At 34.1% G+C, this 16,286-nt stretch carries 15 protein-coding genes; 5 read left to right on the top strand and 10 right to left on the bottom strand.

From position 1 onward, the window contains the following. A partial coding sequence (locus BUA73_RS14635) for a helix-turn-helix domain-containing protein (protein ID WP_423230390.1) occupies positions 1–78 on the bottom strand: 78 nt, incomplete at its 3' end. Between the two features lie 443 nt (positions 79–521). Continuing rightward, complete coding sequence (locus BUA73_RS11495; protein WP_084672252.1) at positions 522–1,238, bottom strand: class I SAM-dependent methyltransferase; 717 nt, start codon at positions 1,236–1,238, stop codon at positions 522–524. Positions 1,239–1,549: 311 nt separating this feature from the next. Here BUA73_RS11495 and BUA73_RS11490 point away from each other — a divergent pair, with 311 nt between their 5' ends. The 5 genes from BUA73_RS11490 to BUA73_RS11470 all read left to right on the top strand — a co-directional run bounded on the left by BUA73_RS11490 (position 1,550) and on the right by BUA73_RS11470 (position 7,461). Beyond that, positions 1,550–2,659 carry a pyridoxal-phosphate-dependent aminotransferase family protein gene (locus BUA73_RS11490; protein ID WP_072904268.1) on the top strand — a complete coding sequence of 370 codons (1,110 nt, stop codon included), beginning with the start codon at positions 1,550–1,552 and terminating at the stop codon, positions 2,657–2,659. 2 nt (positions 2,660–2,661) lie between these two features. Continuing rightward, positions 2,662–4,392 carry a hypothetical protein gene (locus tag BUA73_RS11485; RefSeq protein ID WP_072904267.1) on the top strand — a complete coding sequence of 577 codons (1,731 nt, stop codon included), beginning with the start codon at positions 2,662–2,664 and terminating at the stop codon, positions 4,390–4,392. Between the two features lie 163 nt (positions 4,393–4,555). Next, positions 4,556–5,203, top strand: coding sequence for a RusA family crossover junction endodeoxyribonuclease (locus BUA73_RS11480; RefSeq protein ID WP_072904266.1), 648 nt, complete (start codon positions 4,556–4,558; stop codon positions 5,201–5,203). 66 nt (positions 5,204–5,269) lie between these two features. Then, entirely contained in the window at positions 5,270–5,929 is a 660-nt protein-coding gene (locus BUA73_RS11475) for a type II toxin-antitoxin system VapC family toxin (protein ID WP_084672251.1), read from the top strand. A gap of 173 nt (positions 5,930–6,102) precedes the next feature. After that, on the top strand, positions 6,103–7,461 hold the full coding sequence (locus BUA73_RS11470; protein WP_072904265.1) for a S1C family serine protease: 1,359 nt from the start codon (positions 6,103–6,105) through the stop codon (positions 7,459–7,461). A gap of 149 nt (positions 7,462–7,610) precedes the next feature. Here BUA73_RS11470 and pepT read toward each other — a convergent pair whose 3' ends face one another. From pepT to BUA73_RS11430, 8 genes are all read right to left on the bottom strand, one after another. Then, positions 7,611–8,837 (bottom strand): peptidase T, encoded by a 1,227-nt coding sequence (gene pepT, locus BUA73_RS11465; protein ID WP_072904264.1) that lies wholly within the window; start codon positions 8,835–8,837, stop codon positions 7,611–7,613. A gap of 70 nt (positions 8,838–8,907) precedes the next feature. Then, on the bottom strand, positions 8,908–10,089 hold the full coding sequence (locus BUA73_RS11460; protein ID WP_072904263.1) for an NAD(P)-dependent malic enzyme: 1,182 nt from the start codon (positions 10,087–10,089) through the stop codon (positions 8,908–8,910). Positions 10,090–10,109: 20 nt separating this feature from the next. After that, a complete protein-coding gene (gene nth / locus BUA73_RS11455; RefSeq protein ID WP_072904262.1) occupies positions 10,110–10,751 on the bottom strand; it encodes an endonuclease III in 642 nt (213 codons plus the stop codon). A 72-nt stretch (positions 10,752–10,823) separates the two neighbouring features. After that, the gene (locus BUA73_RS11450; protein ID WP_072904261.1) at positions 10,824–11,777 is read right to left on the bottom strand and encodes an L-threonine 3-dehydrogenase; all 954 of its coding nucleotides are present in this window, start codon (positions 11,775–11,777) and stop codon (positions 10,824–10,826) included. 37 nt (positions 11,778–11,814) lie between these two features. Continuing rightward, positions 11,815–13,008 carry a glycine C-acetyltransferase gene (locus BUA73_RS11445; RefSeq protein WP_072904260.1) on the bottom strand — a complete coding sequence of 398 codons (1,194 nt, stop codon included), beginning with the start codon at positions 13,006–13,008 and terminating at the stop codon, positions 11,815–11,817. 182 nt (positions 13,009–13,190) lie between these two features. After that, the gene (locus BUA73_RS11440; RefSeq protein ID WP_072904259.1) at positions 13,191–13,898 is read right to left on the bottom strand and encodes a lysophospholipid acyltransferase family protein; all 708 of its coding nucleotides are present in this window, start codon (positions 13,896–13,898) and stop codon (positions 13,191–13,193) included. Positions 13,899–13,949: 51 nt separating this feature from the next. Further along, positions 13,950–14,954: a tRNA epoxyqueuosine(34) reductase QueG gene (gene queG, locus BUA73_RS11435; protein WP_341465316.1), complete on the bottom strand. Its 1,005-nt coding sequence runs from the start codon at positions 14,952–14,954 to the stop codon at positions 13,950–13,952. 6 nt (positions 14,955–14,960) lie between these two features. Further along, positions 14,961–16,211, bottom strand: coding sequence for an NAD(P)/FAD-dependent oxidoreductase (locus tag BUA73_RS11430; RefSeq protein ID WP_072904257.1), 1,251 nt, complete (start codon positions 16,209–16,211; stop codon positions 14,961–14,963). Positions 16,212–16,286: the final 75 nt, after the last annotated feature.

Genomic DNA, 16,286 nt, shown 5'->3' with positions numbered 1-16,286 from the left:
GCAAGAGCCGAAAGTCTTACTTAACATAATTTCTTGTTCTTTAGTTGGCACTAACCTAAATTTAAAAGACTTCTCCACAATACCACCTCATTTCTTATGTATTTTATGTAGTTTGTATAGTGATTATACAATGCTATTGAAATGACGTCAGAATTAACTTTCATATTGTATTTTGTTCTAAATCAGAAGTTAGTGTAATGTTAAGTTAGGGGAGTATCGAACTCCACTAACTTAAAGCCCTTACATCCTCGACCACAAGGGCACGAGGTTTTACGGGCAAAATTATAAAAGGACGTATTTGCTCCATATACCTAACTCTATTATTCATATAATTACCTCAACTATATTTTATATTTTCATTATTTTCATTATTATCGCTATTATTTTATATTATACCATAAACTTATTAATATTATAACAAAAGTTTTCGTTACAATTGAGATTATATTTTTAATAACTTCTTGTGCTTGTCCAAGTATAAAAGCCTGTCCTATATACTAGACAGACTTTTTTGACTTAAATTAAATTTTCTTGCACACAATTGTTGTAGCACCATTTATGGCACATAAAGGTTTTACGTCTTTAAAACCAGCCTTTTTTAAAAGTTCTATTTCGTGCTTAAGAGTAAGTGGTGTGTCAAAATGAATAAATACATCCTCTAAAATCTTGTTTTCTCTACGTATTTCCTCAGCTTTTTTTGAAAGCAGCTCCTCTTCCTCTTCACAACAAGCAATATAATCACATTGGATAAACTCACCGCCATGTTTTAATGAGTTATATATTTTTTTAAATAACTCTACTTTCTTGCTACCCTTAAAGTGATGCAATGATTGAAATGAAATAACTGCATCATATTCCTCTTCTTTAAAAGGTACTTGAAAATAATCTCCACATATTAATGACAGATGCTTGTCTCCATGTTTTTGCTGAAGCTTTTGAAGCATAGTTTCACAGAGGTCAATGCCCGTGACACTTACATGAGGTAAAATTTTAAATATATTATCTAGTTCAAGCCCTGTGCCGCATCCAACATCTAAAAGTTTTTTTGTATCTTTGGGAATTTGATTACTAACAAAGGTGTATGCATCTTCCCAATGTTCCATATGCTCTTCATAATCATCTATACGAGCTTTAAAAAACTCATCCATCTCTTCAAAGTTATGATTTTCAAGGCCACTAATCCATTCTTTAAGGCCCTTCAAGTATTCATCAATATTTTCACGTATAACAATATCCATTGAAATTCCTCTCCTTATCACCTTGTTTATCTATATTATACATTTCCCATTTTTAAATAGCCACCTCAAGAATTTATCATAATTTTTTTTGCTCCATGACTTGATTATATGAATACTTTCTTCATTTTTATCTAATAATAATTATTTAAACTGTGTTTTTGCAATTTCTATTCTATCTTTATTGCGTTTTCATCCTTAGTATTAGGTTTAAATTTATTATTTTGCAATTTTATTATATTCTTCTTGCATTTTTCTCTTAAAAGGGTATAATAAAAAACTATAAGAATTTTATTTTCATAGGGAGGAATAGTATGGACAAAAATCAATTTATCTTAGCACCAGGACCAACGGAATGTAGGCAAGAATTTCTTAATATTTTAAGCAACAGAATCTGTCATCACAGATCCTATGAATTTAAAGAAGTGTTTGATAAGGTAAGAAATCAAATAAAAAATATAGTAAATTTAAACCAAGAAGGCGAAGTAATTATCCTTACATCCTCTGGTACTGCTACCATGGAAGCCTCTGTATGTAATTTTTTTAGAAAAAATGATGAGGTTCTAGTAATCAGCATTGGATACTTTGGAAATAGATTTGTGGATATTTGTAAAGCATACGATCTTCATGTACACGTTTTGCAATATAAATTAGGTGAAACCTACGATAAAAATGAAGTAAAAAACTTCATTTCTAGTCATCCAGATTTAAAAGGAGTTTTCATTACCCATCACGAAACTAGCAGCGGAGTAAAGAATGATATAGCATACGTGGGAAATTTAATTAAAAACATGGACAACTGCCTGTTCATAGTAGATTCCATCTCTGGCTTGCTTGTTCATCCCATGGACATGGAAAAGTACCATGTGGATTGCGTACTAGCTGGAAGCCAAAAGGGCTTTTTAATTCCTCCAGGTATCGCTTTTGCCTGTCTTAGCAGTAAAGCGTTAAAACTAATGGACCGCAGTGATTTGCCAAGGTTTTATTTGGATTTTAGAAAATACCTGAAGTCCATGGAAGTAAGTGAAACACCTTTTACACCTAACATATCCCTTATATTTGCCATGGAAAAAGCTTGCCATTATATATGTAACACTGTAGGTTTGGAAAACTACTATAATCATCATTATGAGTTTAGATCCTATCTTGAATCCAGGCTAAAGGATATAGGGTTTCACACGGATTTTGCCCAAGAAGAAAATAAGGGCAATGTAATGGTGGTAATAAAACTGAAGGAATTCATGAGCTCCACCATGATTCACAGGGAAATTGAAAGTATGGGTATAAATATCGCCAGGGGTATGGGAGAAAATGCTGAACATCTCCTAAGAGTTGGAGTAATAGGTGATATTACAAAAGAACATTTAGACAAATTCATTATTGTTTTTAAAACAGTAATAGACAGATTATATTCGGAGGTATAGCTATGTCATATAAATTCAAAATAAAACACAACAACGCCATACTGAACTTCTCTGAGGAGTACTGCCAATCAAGATGCGAACTTATAGAAAGCGAATCTTTCTCCAAAGTTTTGAAAAGATACCTTGACCACATTTCAAGAAAAAACAGTGTGATTTATTCCTATCTTTCCTCAGTAAATGAAGACAAGATAGAGATACTGAAAGACCTTAAAACTGTCTTTAAACTTTTACTCATAGTAAATACTGAAGAAATCATAGCCCACAGACCTAACCTTGAAGGATATTTACAAAACAAAGATGAATTTTTAAAGCTAGTAGAAGATTTATATTTATACTGGAGAAGATTACAAAGATACGCCATAGTCTTTAACAATGAGAAAAGAACTGGTTATCAAAATGTGCAATTTGCAGATGCTCAGTCAAGATTTGAGGAATTGGTATTATCTACATATCGTTCTATCGAGGAACAAGTCATGGGTAAAAAAAACAAAGTTTATCGTCAGATTAAAGCTGGTGTCAATGCTGGTCTCACCTTGACCCATATGCGTTCTTATCTTCCTTATGAATATAGAAATCTGGACCATATTCCTTTTATTGAATCCGTCATAATTCATCCTCCTTTTATCGCCTATTCAAAAAGAAATAAGAGAGACGGAATTTTTATGGAGACAAAAACAAACCCTCTAGAGGATAAGAAATTTGACAGCGACCAATGGATATGCTACCCTGCCAAGGTTGGTAATTTGCTTGCCTTTGTGTATTTCAATCAGCGTTTTATGGCCCAAGGTGTTGCCCTTTGCAACCTTTTTGAATTAGCTATAGAAGAAGAGTATAGAAACAGAAAGCCTGACTTAATTTACGTATATGGTTACGAAGACCACAAGGAAAATGAAATTTTTTATGAGGACAGTGACAACGATATTATTGTAGGTTTTCTAAGTTCCGATGACAAATTCGATTACTTTGGATACATGAAAAAAATGATCTTAACTTTGCACAACGTAAAGAAATTAAATCAAAACCAATTGCCAATTCACGGTGCTATGGTTAAAATGACCATGCTAGATGGTAAAACCAACAATATCATCATTATGGGAGATAGTGGTGCTGGTAAATCTGAAACTATTGAACAGCTTAAAATCCACGGGGAATCCTCCATCACTGACATAAAGACTATTTACGATGACATGGGTGTATTGCTGTTAGATGACAATGGAACAATTAAAAGCAGTGGTACGGAAATCGGCGCCTTTGTAAGATTAGATGACCTAGACACTGGGTACAGCTTTAAAGAACTGGACCGCTCTGTATTCATGAACCCAGACAAAATCAATGCCCGTATAATTATTCCCATCACAGATTATAAAGATGTGGTAGAAAATCATCCTGTAGATTATATTTTCTATGCCAACAACTACGAGGAAGGTGGGGAGTCCATAAGCTTCTTTGGTAATGCTTCAGAAGCTTTGGAAGTTTTTAGGGCTGGCAGACGATTTGCCAAAGGAACTACTACAGAAAAAGGCATCGTAGAATCTTATTTTGCAAATCCCTTTGGTCCTGTTCAGAGAAGGGAACAAACGGATTTGCTTCTCACAAACTACTTTGGCTGCCTGTTTAAACAAAATATAAAAGTTGGTGAGATAAGAACACGACTAGGTATCGAGGGTCAAGAGCACCAAGGGCCTAAAGAAGCAGCCATGGCAATATTAGAATTGCTAAGGGAAATGAAATAACTACTTTTAAATATTAATCTTATAATAACCTGTCCTCTGTTATATTATATAATCTACCCCCACCCTGTAGATTTGTAAGCTAATTATTCCTATGCCTACACTAATAATTTAGTATGATATAATAAATGTATACAATATAACTATCACAGACAAGGAGAGAAACATGGACAACAAATACGCTAAGGTTATGGTGGAGGGTTCCCCCATATCTAAATCCAATTTTAAATTATTCAACGTGAATGGAAGAGCAATTCTCCCTGTTAACTCTGGGAAATATCACGATAGGTATGCATTATACGAGCAGGAAATTGCCTTGAAGGCAAGAATTCAAAACCCAAATGTGGTCATGGATGAAGCACTTATTGCAGTCTTAAAGGTTTATTATAAAAGTAGCAAAAGACATCCGGACACAAATAATATAACCAAAAGCATCTTTGATGGTATAGAGAAGAGTGGTCTTATCGTAAACGATGCACAAGTAAGAAGATTAATTATTGAAGAATTCTATGATAAAGAAAATCCTAGATTTGAATTAGAGCTCTTTGCGGAGAGCATATACGGCATGAATTACAACATAGTGAAAAAAAATATTCCCGATGAATCAATCTTATATGCCCCTCCTTCCAACGCTGGCGGTGGCATAGGTGTAAAAAATTTTAAAAAATCAAGTACTCCAAAGAAAACTGGGTCAAGCATTGACAAGTACTCTTGCACCATGTGTGGCAAATCTTATGACAAAAGCCAACTTATTTCTATAAATAAGGGGCACAGCTATCTTTGCAAAAAATGCTTTCAAAAGCACTTTAAATAATGAGAAGTCATAATATATATATTCTCATAATAAACTATATAAACAATACTATTAAGAGGCTATTTTGTGAATATAATTGATTATCCCTTTGATCCAAACCGAATACTTTTAGGAAGCTCTGTAATGCTGGATACTTGCTTTATTCTTACCCTTCTTTATGATACAGATCCAAAAAACATGGAAAGTTGCAATACGCTGTCATTGTTGAGAAGAAATAATTGCTCCCTATATGTCAACGATATGACTATAGCGGAAACCATAAACCAGATAACAAAGAAGTTATTCATCAATGATATGAAATACAAAATTGATAGAATCCAGCCTCTAAATTCCATCAACGATATTGAAATAATCTTGTCATGTTTTAATAAACGGGATAGGAAACTTATAAAAGAACGACGATTAGAATATTATAAGGAAATACCCTTTAATAAATATTTTCACAACATCGCCAAAAATCCATGGAAAAAGGATCTTTTAAAAATTTATTTTACAACTTCTGTAGATATTTTTTCATATTTTGAGAAAGTTTTAAACTTAAAATTTGTTAGCATTACTCATACAGATGTCATATTGTCTAAGCTATTTATAACAAAATATATGTTATCTATCAATGACGCTTTTCATCTTTCCAGCGCTATAAGTCATGACATCACTTATTTTCTTACCTTAGATAAAGACTTTGATACTGCCATTGAGGCAAATATTAATATACTAAAAATATAACTTGTACTTATTTTCAATGTATCCACATTGTGAATAAGTATTTTTTTATTTAAAAATTTAATTTAAAAATTTATATGATGGCTAGCCTTTGACACATTACTGTCACATTCATATCTTATTATATAAATATAGAAAACAGGGAATACTTAAAAGTAGTATAGGAGGAAACTAAAATGAACGAAAATAATAACTTTGAAACGAACAACTTTAACAACAATGAGAATTTAAACAATGAAAACATGAACAATGATTATTTTCAAGAAAATAATACTAACTATAGTGAGGGAAGTTACAATGATATGAACAACACGGCTCAGTTTGGTGATTCTAGTTCATACAATAGTGGCTCCTATGATTCACAAAATACTAATTACCAATACAATATGGCAAATGGGCATACTGTTAATGAAAAAGTTAAAAAGCCAAAAAAACCTGGTTCAGGAAAGTTTAAAACTGTAGCATTGCTTTTAGTAGCTTGCTTACTATCTGGAACTATAGCTGGTGGTGGAGCTGCTTACTTCACAGCTAAGCATTATAACAATGAAGTTTTAAACTCGTCCAATGGACTTGGTGGTAGTAAAACTCCAGTATTGGCTGAAAGCTTAGTGGCAAAAAACAATGATACTTTAACTATTCCTGAGATAAATCAAAAGGTTGGCCCTGCTGTTGTAGGTATTACTACAAAAACTTTACCTCAAAACTACTGGGGATTCATAATGGAGGGACAATCAGGCGTGGGCTCTGGAGTAATTCTAGATGAAAATGGATATATACTTACAAACAATCACGTTATCGCCAATGCCCAAAGTATAAAGGTAACTTTTAAAGATGGAAAGGAAGTTGAAGCAAAACTTATAAACTCAGATCCTAGCTATGATTTGGCTGTAATTAAAGTTACAGATACCTCGGTAAAAATGCCAGGTGTTGCAGAATTAGGTGATTCTGATTCCATCATCGTTGGTGAAACCGCCGTGGCTATAGGAAATCCTTTAGGATTAGAGCTTTCTGGTTCTGTCAGTGCTGGTATTGTCAGTGCTGTAGATAGAGCTATTGATGCTGAAAATAAAGATTTAAAATTTATACAAACAGATGCTGCTATTAACCCTGGTAACAGTGGTGGTCCACTAGTAAATTCAAGAGGCCAAGTCATAGGCATTAACACTCAAAAAACTGTAGGAAATGGCGTTGAAGGTCTTGGATTTGCAATTCCAATCAACCAAATTAAATCAAAGTTTAAAGAATTAATGACCCCAAAGGTTATGATTGGCATAAGCACAAGAGATATTGATGAGGCTGCAAAAGCAAAATACAATTTACCAATTGGAGTATATGTAGCTTCTGTAGAACAGTATTCAGCAGCTGAAAAAGCTGGCATACAAATAGCTGATGTCATCGTTAAAGTAAATGGCAAAGCTATAAAAACTGGTAAAGAACTTAATGCCGAAAAAGCCAAATTTAAAGCCGGAGATACCTTGTCTCTTACTCTAATTAGAGATGGTAAGGAAAAACTTGCAAAAGTTACACTACAGTAAAATAAGACTACAATTAAATTGCTACCCCTTAATAAATTTTTAATATAGATTCTATATCTTATAAGTTCCCCTTCATAAGATATACAGAAAAAGCTATACAGCTCTTGACCCCGCTGTATAGCTTTTTTCTTATATGCTTATATTTTATTTTATTTTTCTGCAACTAGCTCTGCAATCTTTACCACTACTTCTGTAGCTTTTTCAAGAGCAGATATTGCTACGTACTCATATTTACTGTGGAAGTTCATACCGCCGGCAAATATATTTGGTGTTGGAAGCCCTTCGAAGGAAAGTCTAGCACCATCTGTACCACCTCTTATAGGCTGTACTTTTAATTCTAGTCCTACAGCTTTTATAGCTTCCTTACCTATTTCAATGATGTGAGGATACTTTTCTATTACTTCTCTCATATTACTGTATTGATCTTTTACCTCTACAGTAACTGTACCCTCTCCGTATTTTTCATTTACCTTATTTTCTAGGGATTTTATAAACTGTTTTCTTTGTTCAAAACTCTTTCTGTCAAAGTCTCTTATAAGATACTGAATTTTTATTTCTGACACATCTCCACTGATAGCATCTACATGATAGAATCCTTCATATCCTTCAGTATTCTCTGGTCTCTCGTTCTCTGGAAGTAAGCTGATAAATTCCTGTGCTATGAATATGGCATTTACCATTTTTCCCTTTGCGGAACCGGTGTGTACATTGTTTCCTTTTATAGTAACTGTAGCACCTGCAGCGTTGAAAGTCTCGTATACGAATTCGCCAGGTTCAGAACCATCAAAAGTAAAGGCAAAATCAGCGCCAAATTTCTTTACATCGAAATAATCAGTTCCTGCTCCAACTTCTTCATCAGGTGTAAATGCAACTTTTACAACACCATGTTTTATTTCTGGATGACTTAAAAGATATTCTATTCCTGTAACGATTTCAGCTATACCAGCTTTGTCATCGGCACCAAGAAGAGTAGTACCATCTGTAGTGATTATATCCTCGCCAACAAACTGCTTTATATCGCTGTATATCTCAGTGGATAGTACTATGTTTTGTTCCTTGTTTAAAATTATGTCTTTTCCGTCATAATTCTTTACAATCTGAGGCTTAACATTGGCACCAGATACTTCTGGGCTTGTATCCATATGTGATATAAAAGCCACCACTGGCACTTTTTTATCTATGTTTGCTGGTATTTCTCCTGTAACGTAGCCATACTTATCTAGCTCTACATTTTGCAAACCTAACTCTTTTAACTCATCAACTAAATACTTGGCTAACACAAGTTGCTTATCTGTAGATGGGTACTTGCCTGTATCCTCTGCTGATTGCGTATCAAAAGAAACGTATTTTAAAAATCTTTCTACAACCTTTGACATACAAAATCCCTCCATTCTAATTTAATTATATTTGTAATAAATATATCTTATTAAATTTATTATATATTTCTTATTTTATTTTTGCAATTCCTGAAGCAATGGCTATTCTCTCAACTTCTTTTGCTACTGCATCTGCAACTGTTTTGTCAAGAGCGTCTGGTATGATGAAATCTTCACTTAATTTTTCTGCTGGAACTAAATCAGCAATGGCCTTAGCTGCAGCTAATTTCATTTCTTCTGTAATCTTACTTGCTCTTACATTTAAAGCACCCTTGAATATACCTGGGAATACAAGAACGTTGTTTAACTGGTTAGGAAAATCTGATCTTCCTGTAGCTATTATTCTAGTACCTGCTGCCTTTGCTTCATCTGGCATAATCTCTGGAGTTGGGTTTGCCATAGCAAATATCATAGCATCCTTATTCATGGATTTTACCATTTCTTCAGTTACTGACTTTGGAGCTGAAACACCTACAAATACGTCTTTTCCAGCTATAACGTCTTTCAATGTTCCTACTTCTTTGTTCTTGTTTGTAATCTTTGCAATTTCCTTCTTTGCTTCATTTAATCTTGGATCTCCATCTACGATAGCACCCTTAGTATCACACATTACCACATTTTTTACTCCTGCATTTAAAAGAAGCTTGCATATAGCTGTACCTGCTGCTCCTGAACCATTTATAACAACTTCTATATCCTCAATTTTCTTTCCAACTATCTTTAAACCATTGTAAAGACCTGCTAAAGTTACTATAGCTGTACCATGCTGATCATCGTGGAATACTGGAATATCCATCTCTTTTTTTAATGTCTCTTCAATATAAAAACACTCTGGTGCCTTTATATCCTCAAGATTTATACCACCGAATACTGGAGCGATTAACTTTACAGTCTTTATGATTTCTTCTGGATCCTCTGAATCTATGCAGATTGGGAATGCATCCACATTACCAAATTCTTTAAATAAAAGCGCTTTACCCTCCATAACTGGAAGTCCTGCCCCTGCACCTATATTTCCTAGACCTAAAACTGCTGTTCCATTAGTAACTATAGCTACTGTGTGAGATTTTATAGTGTAATCAAAAATTTTATCATTGTCTTTTGCAATTTCTAGACAAGGCTCAGCAACACCTGGAGTGTATGCCACAGCTAGATCATCTTTGGAATTAACCTCGATTTGGCTTACTACTCTTAACTTACCCTTATTTTCTTTGTGCATTTCTAATGCTCTTTCAGCGTATGACTTTGTCATAATGTACACCATCCTTTAAATTATTTATTATTATTCTCTTCCTCAAAATATATGCAAAATCCTTTTATAGGACATTCGTCACAAAGCGGCTTCCTAGCTTTGCAGATTTTTCTTCCATGCCAAATAAGGCAATGGTGCATATGGCTCCACTTATCTTTAGGGATAATTTTCATCAAATCTTCTTCCACAATTTCTACGTTTTTACCACTAGATAACCCTATACGCTTAGATACCCTAAAAACATGGGTGTCCACGGCAATGGCTGGAACGTTAAAAGCATTAGATAAAACCACATTGGCAGTTTTTATACCCACACCAGGAAGGGAAGTAAGTTCCTCCATACTGGAAGGTACCTCACCATGGAAATTTTCAATGAGCATTCTGCTAGCCCCTAAAATATTTTTACTTTTGTTGTTGGAAAGCCCGCAAGATTTAATTTTTTCCGTGAGCTGTGGCACTGTAAGCTCTACCATCTTATAGGGAGTATTGTATTTCTTATAAAGCTCCCCACAGACTTTGTTTACTCTTTCATCTGTACATTGGGCGGACAATATAGTTGACACCATGAGCTCATAAGGAGATTTAAAATCCAAAGCACATTTGGCGTCACTATAGGTCTCTTCAAGTATTTTTATCACATGGTCAATTTTTTCTTTTTCCATATTTTCTCCTCGCACAGATATTTTTACATTATGACTAATGCTGCAAGATAGTTTGCAGCATTAGTAAGCTTATTATTTAAGGTTTTTTGCAGCCAATTTTTCTAACATATCTGTAGTCATCTTAGCTAAGTCGTATTCTGCTTTGAATCCCCATTCTTCTTTAGCTGGTGTGCAATCAATGCAGTCTGGCCAACTATTTGCAATAGCCTGCCTAACTGGATCTACATCGTAAGAAACCTGGAATTCTGGAATATGCTTTCTTATTTCTGCTGCTATCTCTTCTGGCTCAAAGCTCATAGCTGCTATATTGAATGCATTTCTGTGAACTAATTTAGATGGATCAGCTTCCATTAATGTAACAATACCATTTAAAGCATCTGGCATATACATCATATCCATGTAAGTTCCCTTATCAATGTAACTAACATATTTTTTGTTTTTTATTGCTTCATAATATATATCTACAGCATAATCTGTAGTTCCGCCTCCTGGAGGTGCTACGTAAGAGATTAAGCCTGGGAATCTTACTCCCCTAGTATCTACTCCAAATCTCTTGAAGTAGTAATCACATAATAATTCTCCTGATACCTTTGTTACACCATACATAGTTTCTGGTCTCTGAAGAGTATCCTGTGGAGTATTTTTCTTAGGAGTTGATGGTCCAAAGGCTCCTATAGAACTTGGAGTAAAGAACTGACACTTTGTTTCTCTTGCAACTTCCAAAGCATTTACAAGACCACCCATGTTTATGTTCCATGCTAACTGTGGTTTTGCTTCTGCCACTGCTGATAATAATGCAGCTAAATGAATTATAGTATCAACACCATTGTTTTTTACAACGTCAGCCATTTTCTGAGCATCAAGTACATCTATAGTTTCAAAAGGGCCTGCTTCTACAACTGGGTTTCCTTCTGGTTTTCTTATATCAGATGCTATAACATTGTTTGCACCATAATCTTTTCTAAGCTTTTCAACAAGTTCAGAACCTATCTGTCCTAATGAACCAGTGACAAGTATTTTCTTCATTAAGTTCGCCTCCCGATTATATCATTAATATTTATTTTTATTTTATTATTTCCAATTCTCTTCCTACTTTTGCATATACCTGAAGTGCATTGTCTAACATCTCTTTAGTATGAGCTGCTGTTGGCATATTTCTTACTCTTCCTGTTCCCTTTGGCACTGTTGGGAATACTATAGATTTTGCATATACACCCTCTTCATATAATCTCTTACTGAAAAGTTGAGTTTTAGCCTCATCACCTATAATACATGGAGTTATTGGAGTCTGGCTGTTTCCGATATTAAAGCCTAAATCCTTTAGACCCTTCTTTAGGTAGTTTCCATTTTCCCATAATTTCTTGTTAAGCTCTGTGCTCTTAGTTAATATTTCTATAGCCTTTATACATGAAGCTGTAGCACCTGGAGTAAGTGAAGTTGAGAACAAGAATGGTCTGCCTCTTACTTTTAACCAATCAATTAAATCCTTTTTACCTGCAACATAGCCGCCAACAACACCAATAGCCTTTGATAATGTACCTATTTGGAAATCAATTTTGTCAGATAATCCAAAATGTTTAACTGTACCTGCTCCATCGCCTAATACACCTGAACCGTGAGCGTCATCGATGTAAGTAATTAAATCAAATTCCTCAGCAACTTTAACTATACCTGGCACGTTTGCGATATCTCCATCCATAGAAAATACACCATCACTGATAACCATAAGCTTGTTGTATAATCCACTTTCTTTTGCTTCCTTAGCTTTTGCTCTTAGATCTTCCATATCGGAATGGTTAAATCTTATAATCTTAGCCTTTGATAATTTACATCCATCAATGATTGATGCATGATTTAATTCATCTGATAATATAGCATCATTTTTGTCCATAACTGCCTGAATAGCAGCCATATTGCAGTTAAAACCTGATTGGAAAGCTATAGCCGCTTCAGTATGTTTAAACTCTGCTAGTTTTTTCTCTAATTCAATATGAATATCTAGAGTTCCGTTTATAGTTCTAACAGCGCCGGCACCTACACCATATTTCTTTGTTGCTGAAACATTTGCCTCAATCATCTCAGGGTTAGTAGCTAATCCTAGATAATTGTTTGATGAAAGGTTTACAAGTTCCTTACCATCAATTTTTATAACAGGACCATTGGCACTCTGTAAAACATTTATTTCATTGTATAGTCCTTTTTGCTTTAAATCATCCAAATTGTCCTTTAAAAATTTTTCTAAAATCTTACTTGACATGAAATGCACCTCCAAAAGTTTTTAACCCACATATTAAATATACTACTGTGCAGGAATATTTTCAATGTTAACTTACTACTTTATTGCCCATTATTCCAAAATAGTTGTATGAATTAATTCATATTATACAATAAAATTCACCTATAAATGAATAAAATAATTCATTTGTAGGTGAATTTTATCTATTTAGAATAAATACCTCTATATTTTTCTGGAAGCAGTTCAGCTATATTATACATTATATGGCGTATAGCTCTTTCTTCATAACTTTTTCTATCCTCATCTTCTGCCTTTTTAGGCAACTCAAATGGTTTTCCAATTTTAACATGTACATCGGCCTTATGAAACTCCTCAGCGCTCATATCACCTGATTCATTTATTGGATACAAAATTTCTGTACCCACCATGCCAATGGGGATGATCTGCGCTTTTGCCATTTTGGCTATTAAAAGCACACCTTTTTTTGCTTCAATTAGTTTCTTTTCTCGGCTTCTTGTGCCCTCTGGGAATATTACTATACTTTCGCCGCCTTTAACCAATTCAATTATACGCTTAAGCCCATCCTTGTCTGGAGAGTTAGGCTTTATATTTGTAGTCTTACATGTGCCTAGTGCTAAATTGGTAATTACATTCTGTGATAACTTAACACCAGCAACAAATGTAGGGCTATCATATTTTTGCAGTACTCTTTTTAAAACAAGGGCATCCGCATTGCTCAAGTGATTGCAAACATAAATCACAGGTTTTTTAGCATTTTTTACATTATCTAATCCCTCAATTATTATATTAGCATTTCTTTTCATATAACCATCCAAAACTTTATCTGCTATGCGTCTTACCAATTTCTCTGGTAAAATTGATATTAGTCTGGCAGTTCTGGTAGAAATCATACTATCCCTCCAAATATCTCATGATATGTTGTGTATTTGTGTACAACTACATTATATTATAAATTTTTTTCCCTTCAAAAGTCTATCATAATATGATTTTACATAAGGTGAAGCTATATTGTTCCTATTTTTTACTACACCGTATACATTTTTTTCGCATATGATGGCGTTTCGTATTATAAGATTTTTTCCCCTCCATCCACAGGCAAGATTCCTATAATTCCTATTAAATTCTTCATTGTTCATGGAAATTATATTTTCTATATTCAAATCTAACATATAGGGTTTAGGAGAAAACTCCACTATATTGCTGTAATGTGCTTTTTCATTAAAAGGGCATACATCTTGACATATATCGCATCCCCATAAGCTGTTCTTTAAATATGGAAACCAAAAAGACTCTAAATCTTTTTTTTGTGAAGTATAGGATATGCATATGTTAGAATTGTTGTCTTTGTTGTTTTCTGAGCCATTTATGGCTTTTGTAGGACACGCTTCTATACAGTTTCTACAAGCTCCACAGAGGTTTTCAATTGGCTTATCTCCCTCTATGTCTAAATCTGTAAGAATCTCGCCCAAAAAAACATAAGATCCATACTTCTCAGTTATAATGCAATTATTTTTTCCTATGAATCCCACACCACATTTCATAGCAATATATCTCTCTGGGAGACTATTGCTGTCCACAAAAACCTTTGCATCTCCACCTAGCTTTACTTTTATAAAATCTGATATACAAGTCAGATATTTCTTTACTACTTTGTGATAGTCCTCACCTAAAGTATATTTAGAAACACAAAACTTATTACTGCTTTTATCTATTTTATATCTATATGGGAAGGCTATTGATATGATGGTTTTCGCATTTTCCATACTATAATTTGCATTGGAGCGAACTATTATATCCTTCTCCTCAAACTCATTAATAAGCCCATTCTCTTTTCTATACTGAAAATAATTTTCAACGTCATTGCAGCTTTGGCAAGGCAAAAATCTTACAATATCAAGTCCATGGCTCTTACAAAATTCCTTTATTAAATCCTTATATACCATCATAGTCTCCTACAATTCATTAATGGAAATATTGATTTCATCTCCAGTTTCTTCGAGAATTTCCTTTGGAAGATATAAAATCTCCATACGGCTTGGGAGAATGTTCTCTCGATAAAAAGCTAATTCCGTCTCACCGCTACATATTTTAATTATAACATTTCTGTATATCTTAGTAGTGCGGAACTTAAATTGCACACCATTTAGAAGATTTTTTGTGTTTATTTTCTGTGGAATTACAAATTCTATGCCAGCATCCACGATGACTTTTTTGTGTTCCCCTTTGTGAAAGTCACCATTGATGTATGCAGCTGCTTTACATCCTACCATGGCACCTTCCACAGTTACGTCGTCCACAAAGTCATTTATATTCACCGCATTTCCGCATATAAATATGCCCTCTAAACTAGTCTGCATACATTCATCCACCACTACACTTCCAAGATTGGGGTCAAATTCTGCGTTTAAATCCTTCAATAACTCATAATCTTGCACAATTCCTACAGCTACAATTACAGTATCACATTTCATAAATTGCTCTGTATTTTTAATGATTTTCCCTTCATCGTTAACTTGAGCTATAGTTACTCCATTCACCCTCTCCTTTCCAGAAATATTAGTGATAGTGTGCTGAAGTTTCAAAGGTATATCAAAATACTTTATACAATCAATATAGTTTTCTTCAAGTCCTCTACAGTAAGGCAATTTCTCGATGAAGGCTTCCACCTTAGCGCCTTCTAGAATAAGCGTTTTGGCAACTACTAGTGCCATATCACCAGAACCCAGGATGACTACAGATTTTCCTGGCAAAATACCCTCTACATTTACAAGTTTTTGAACCATTCCAGCTGTAAATACACCCGCAAAACTGTTACCAGATATGTTCTCTACACCTCTAGTTTTTTCTATAGCACCAGTGGCAACTATAATGGCCTTTGAGTTAATTGTAACCACGCCTTCTTTACTATTCACATATGTAACCTGTTTTTCCTCAGAAATCCTAAGAACCACTGTGCTTAATTTATATTCTATGTTTAAATTCTCAACTTCCGTAACCAGTATATTAGCGTATTCCGGCCCCGTCATCTCTTCTTTTAAAATGTACTTTCCAAATCCACTATGTATACAGTGATTCAAAACTCCACCCAGGGACTCTTCTTTTTCTAAAATAAGAATATTATCTATGCCCTTTTTTTTAGCCTGTATGGCTGCTGATAGGCCTGAAGCACCTGCTCCTATTATCACCAAATCGTAATTGTTCATTCTGTTTCACCTCTGGATACAATTATAACATAAAAAATGACCAAGCTATAATATAGGCTTAGTCATTTAAATGCT

Source organism: Hathewaya proteolytica DSM 3090 (assembly GCF_900142225.1).
Taxonomy (GTDB): Bacteria; Bacillota; Clostridia; order Clostridiales; family Clostridiaceae; genus Hathewaya; species Hathewaya proteolytica.
The sequence above is the reverse complement of the archived record's forward strand: the minus strand, read 5'-3'. Positions and strand labels throughout refer to the sequence as shown.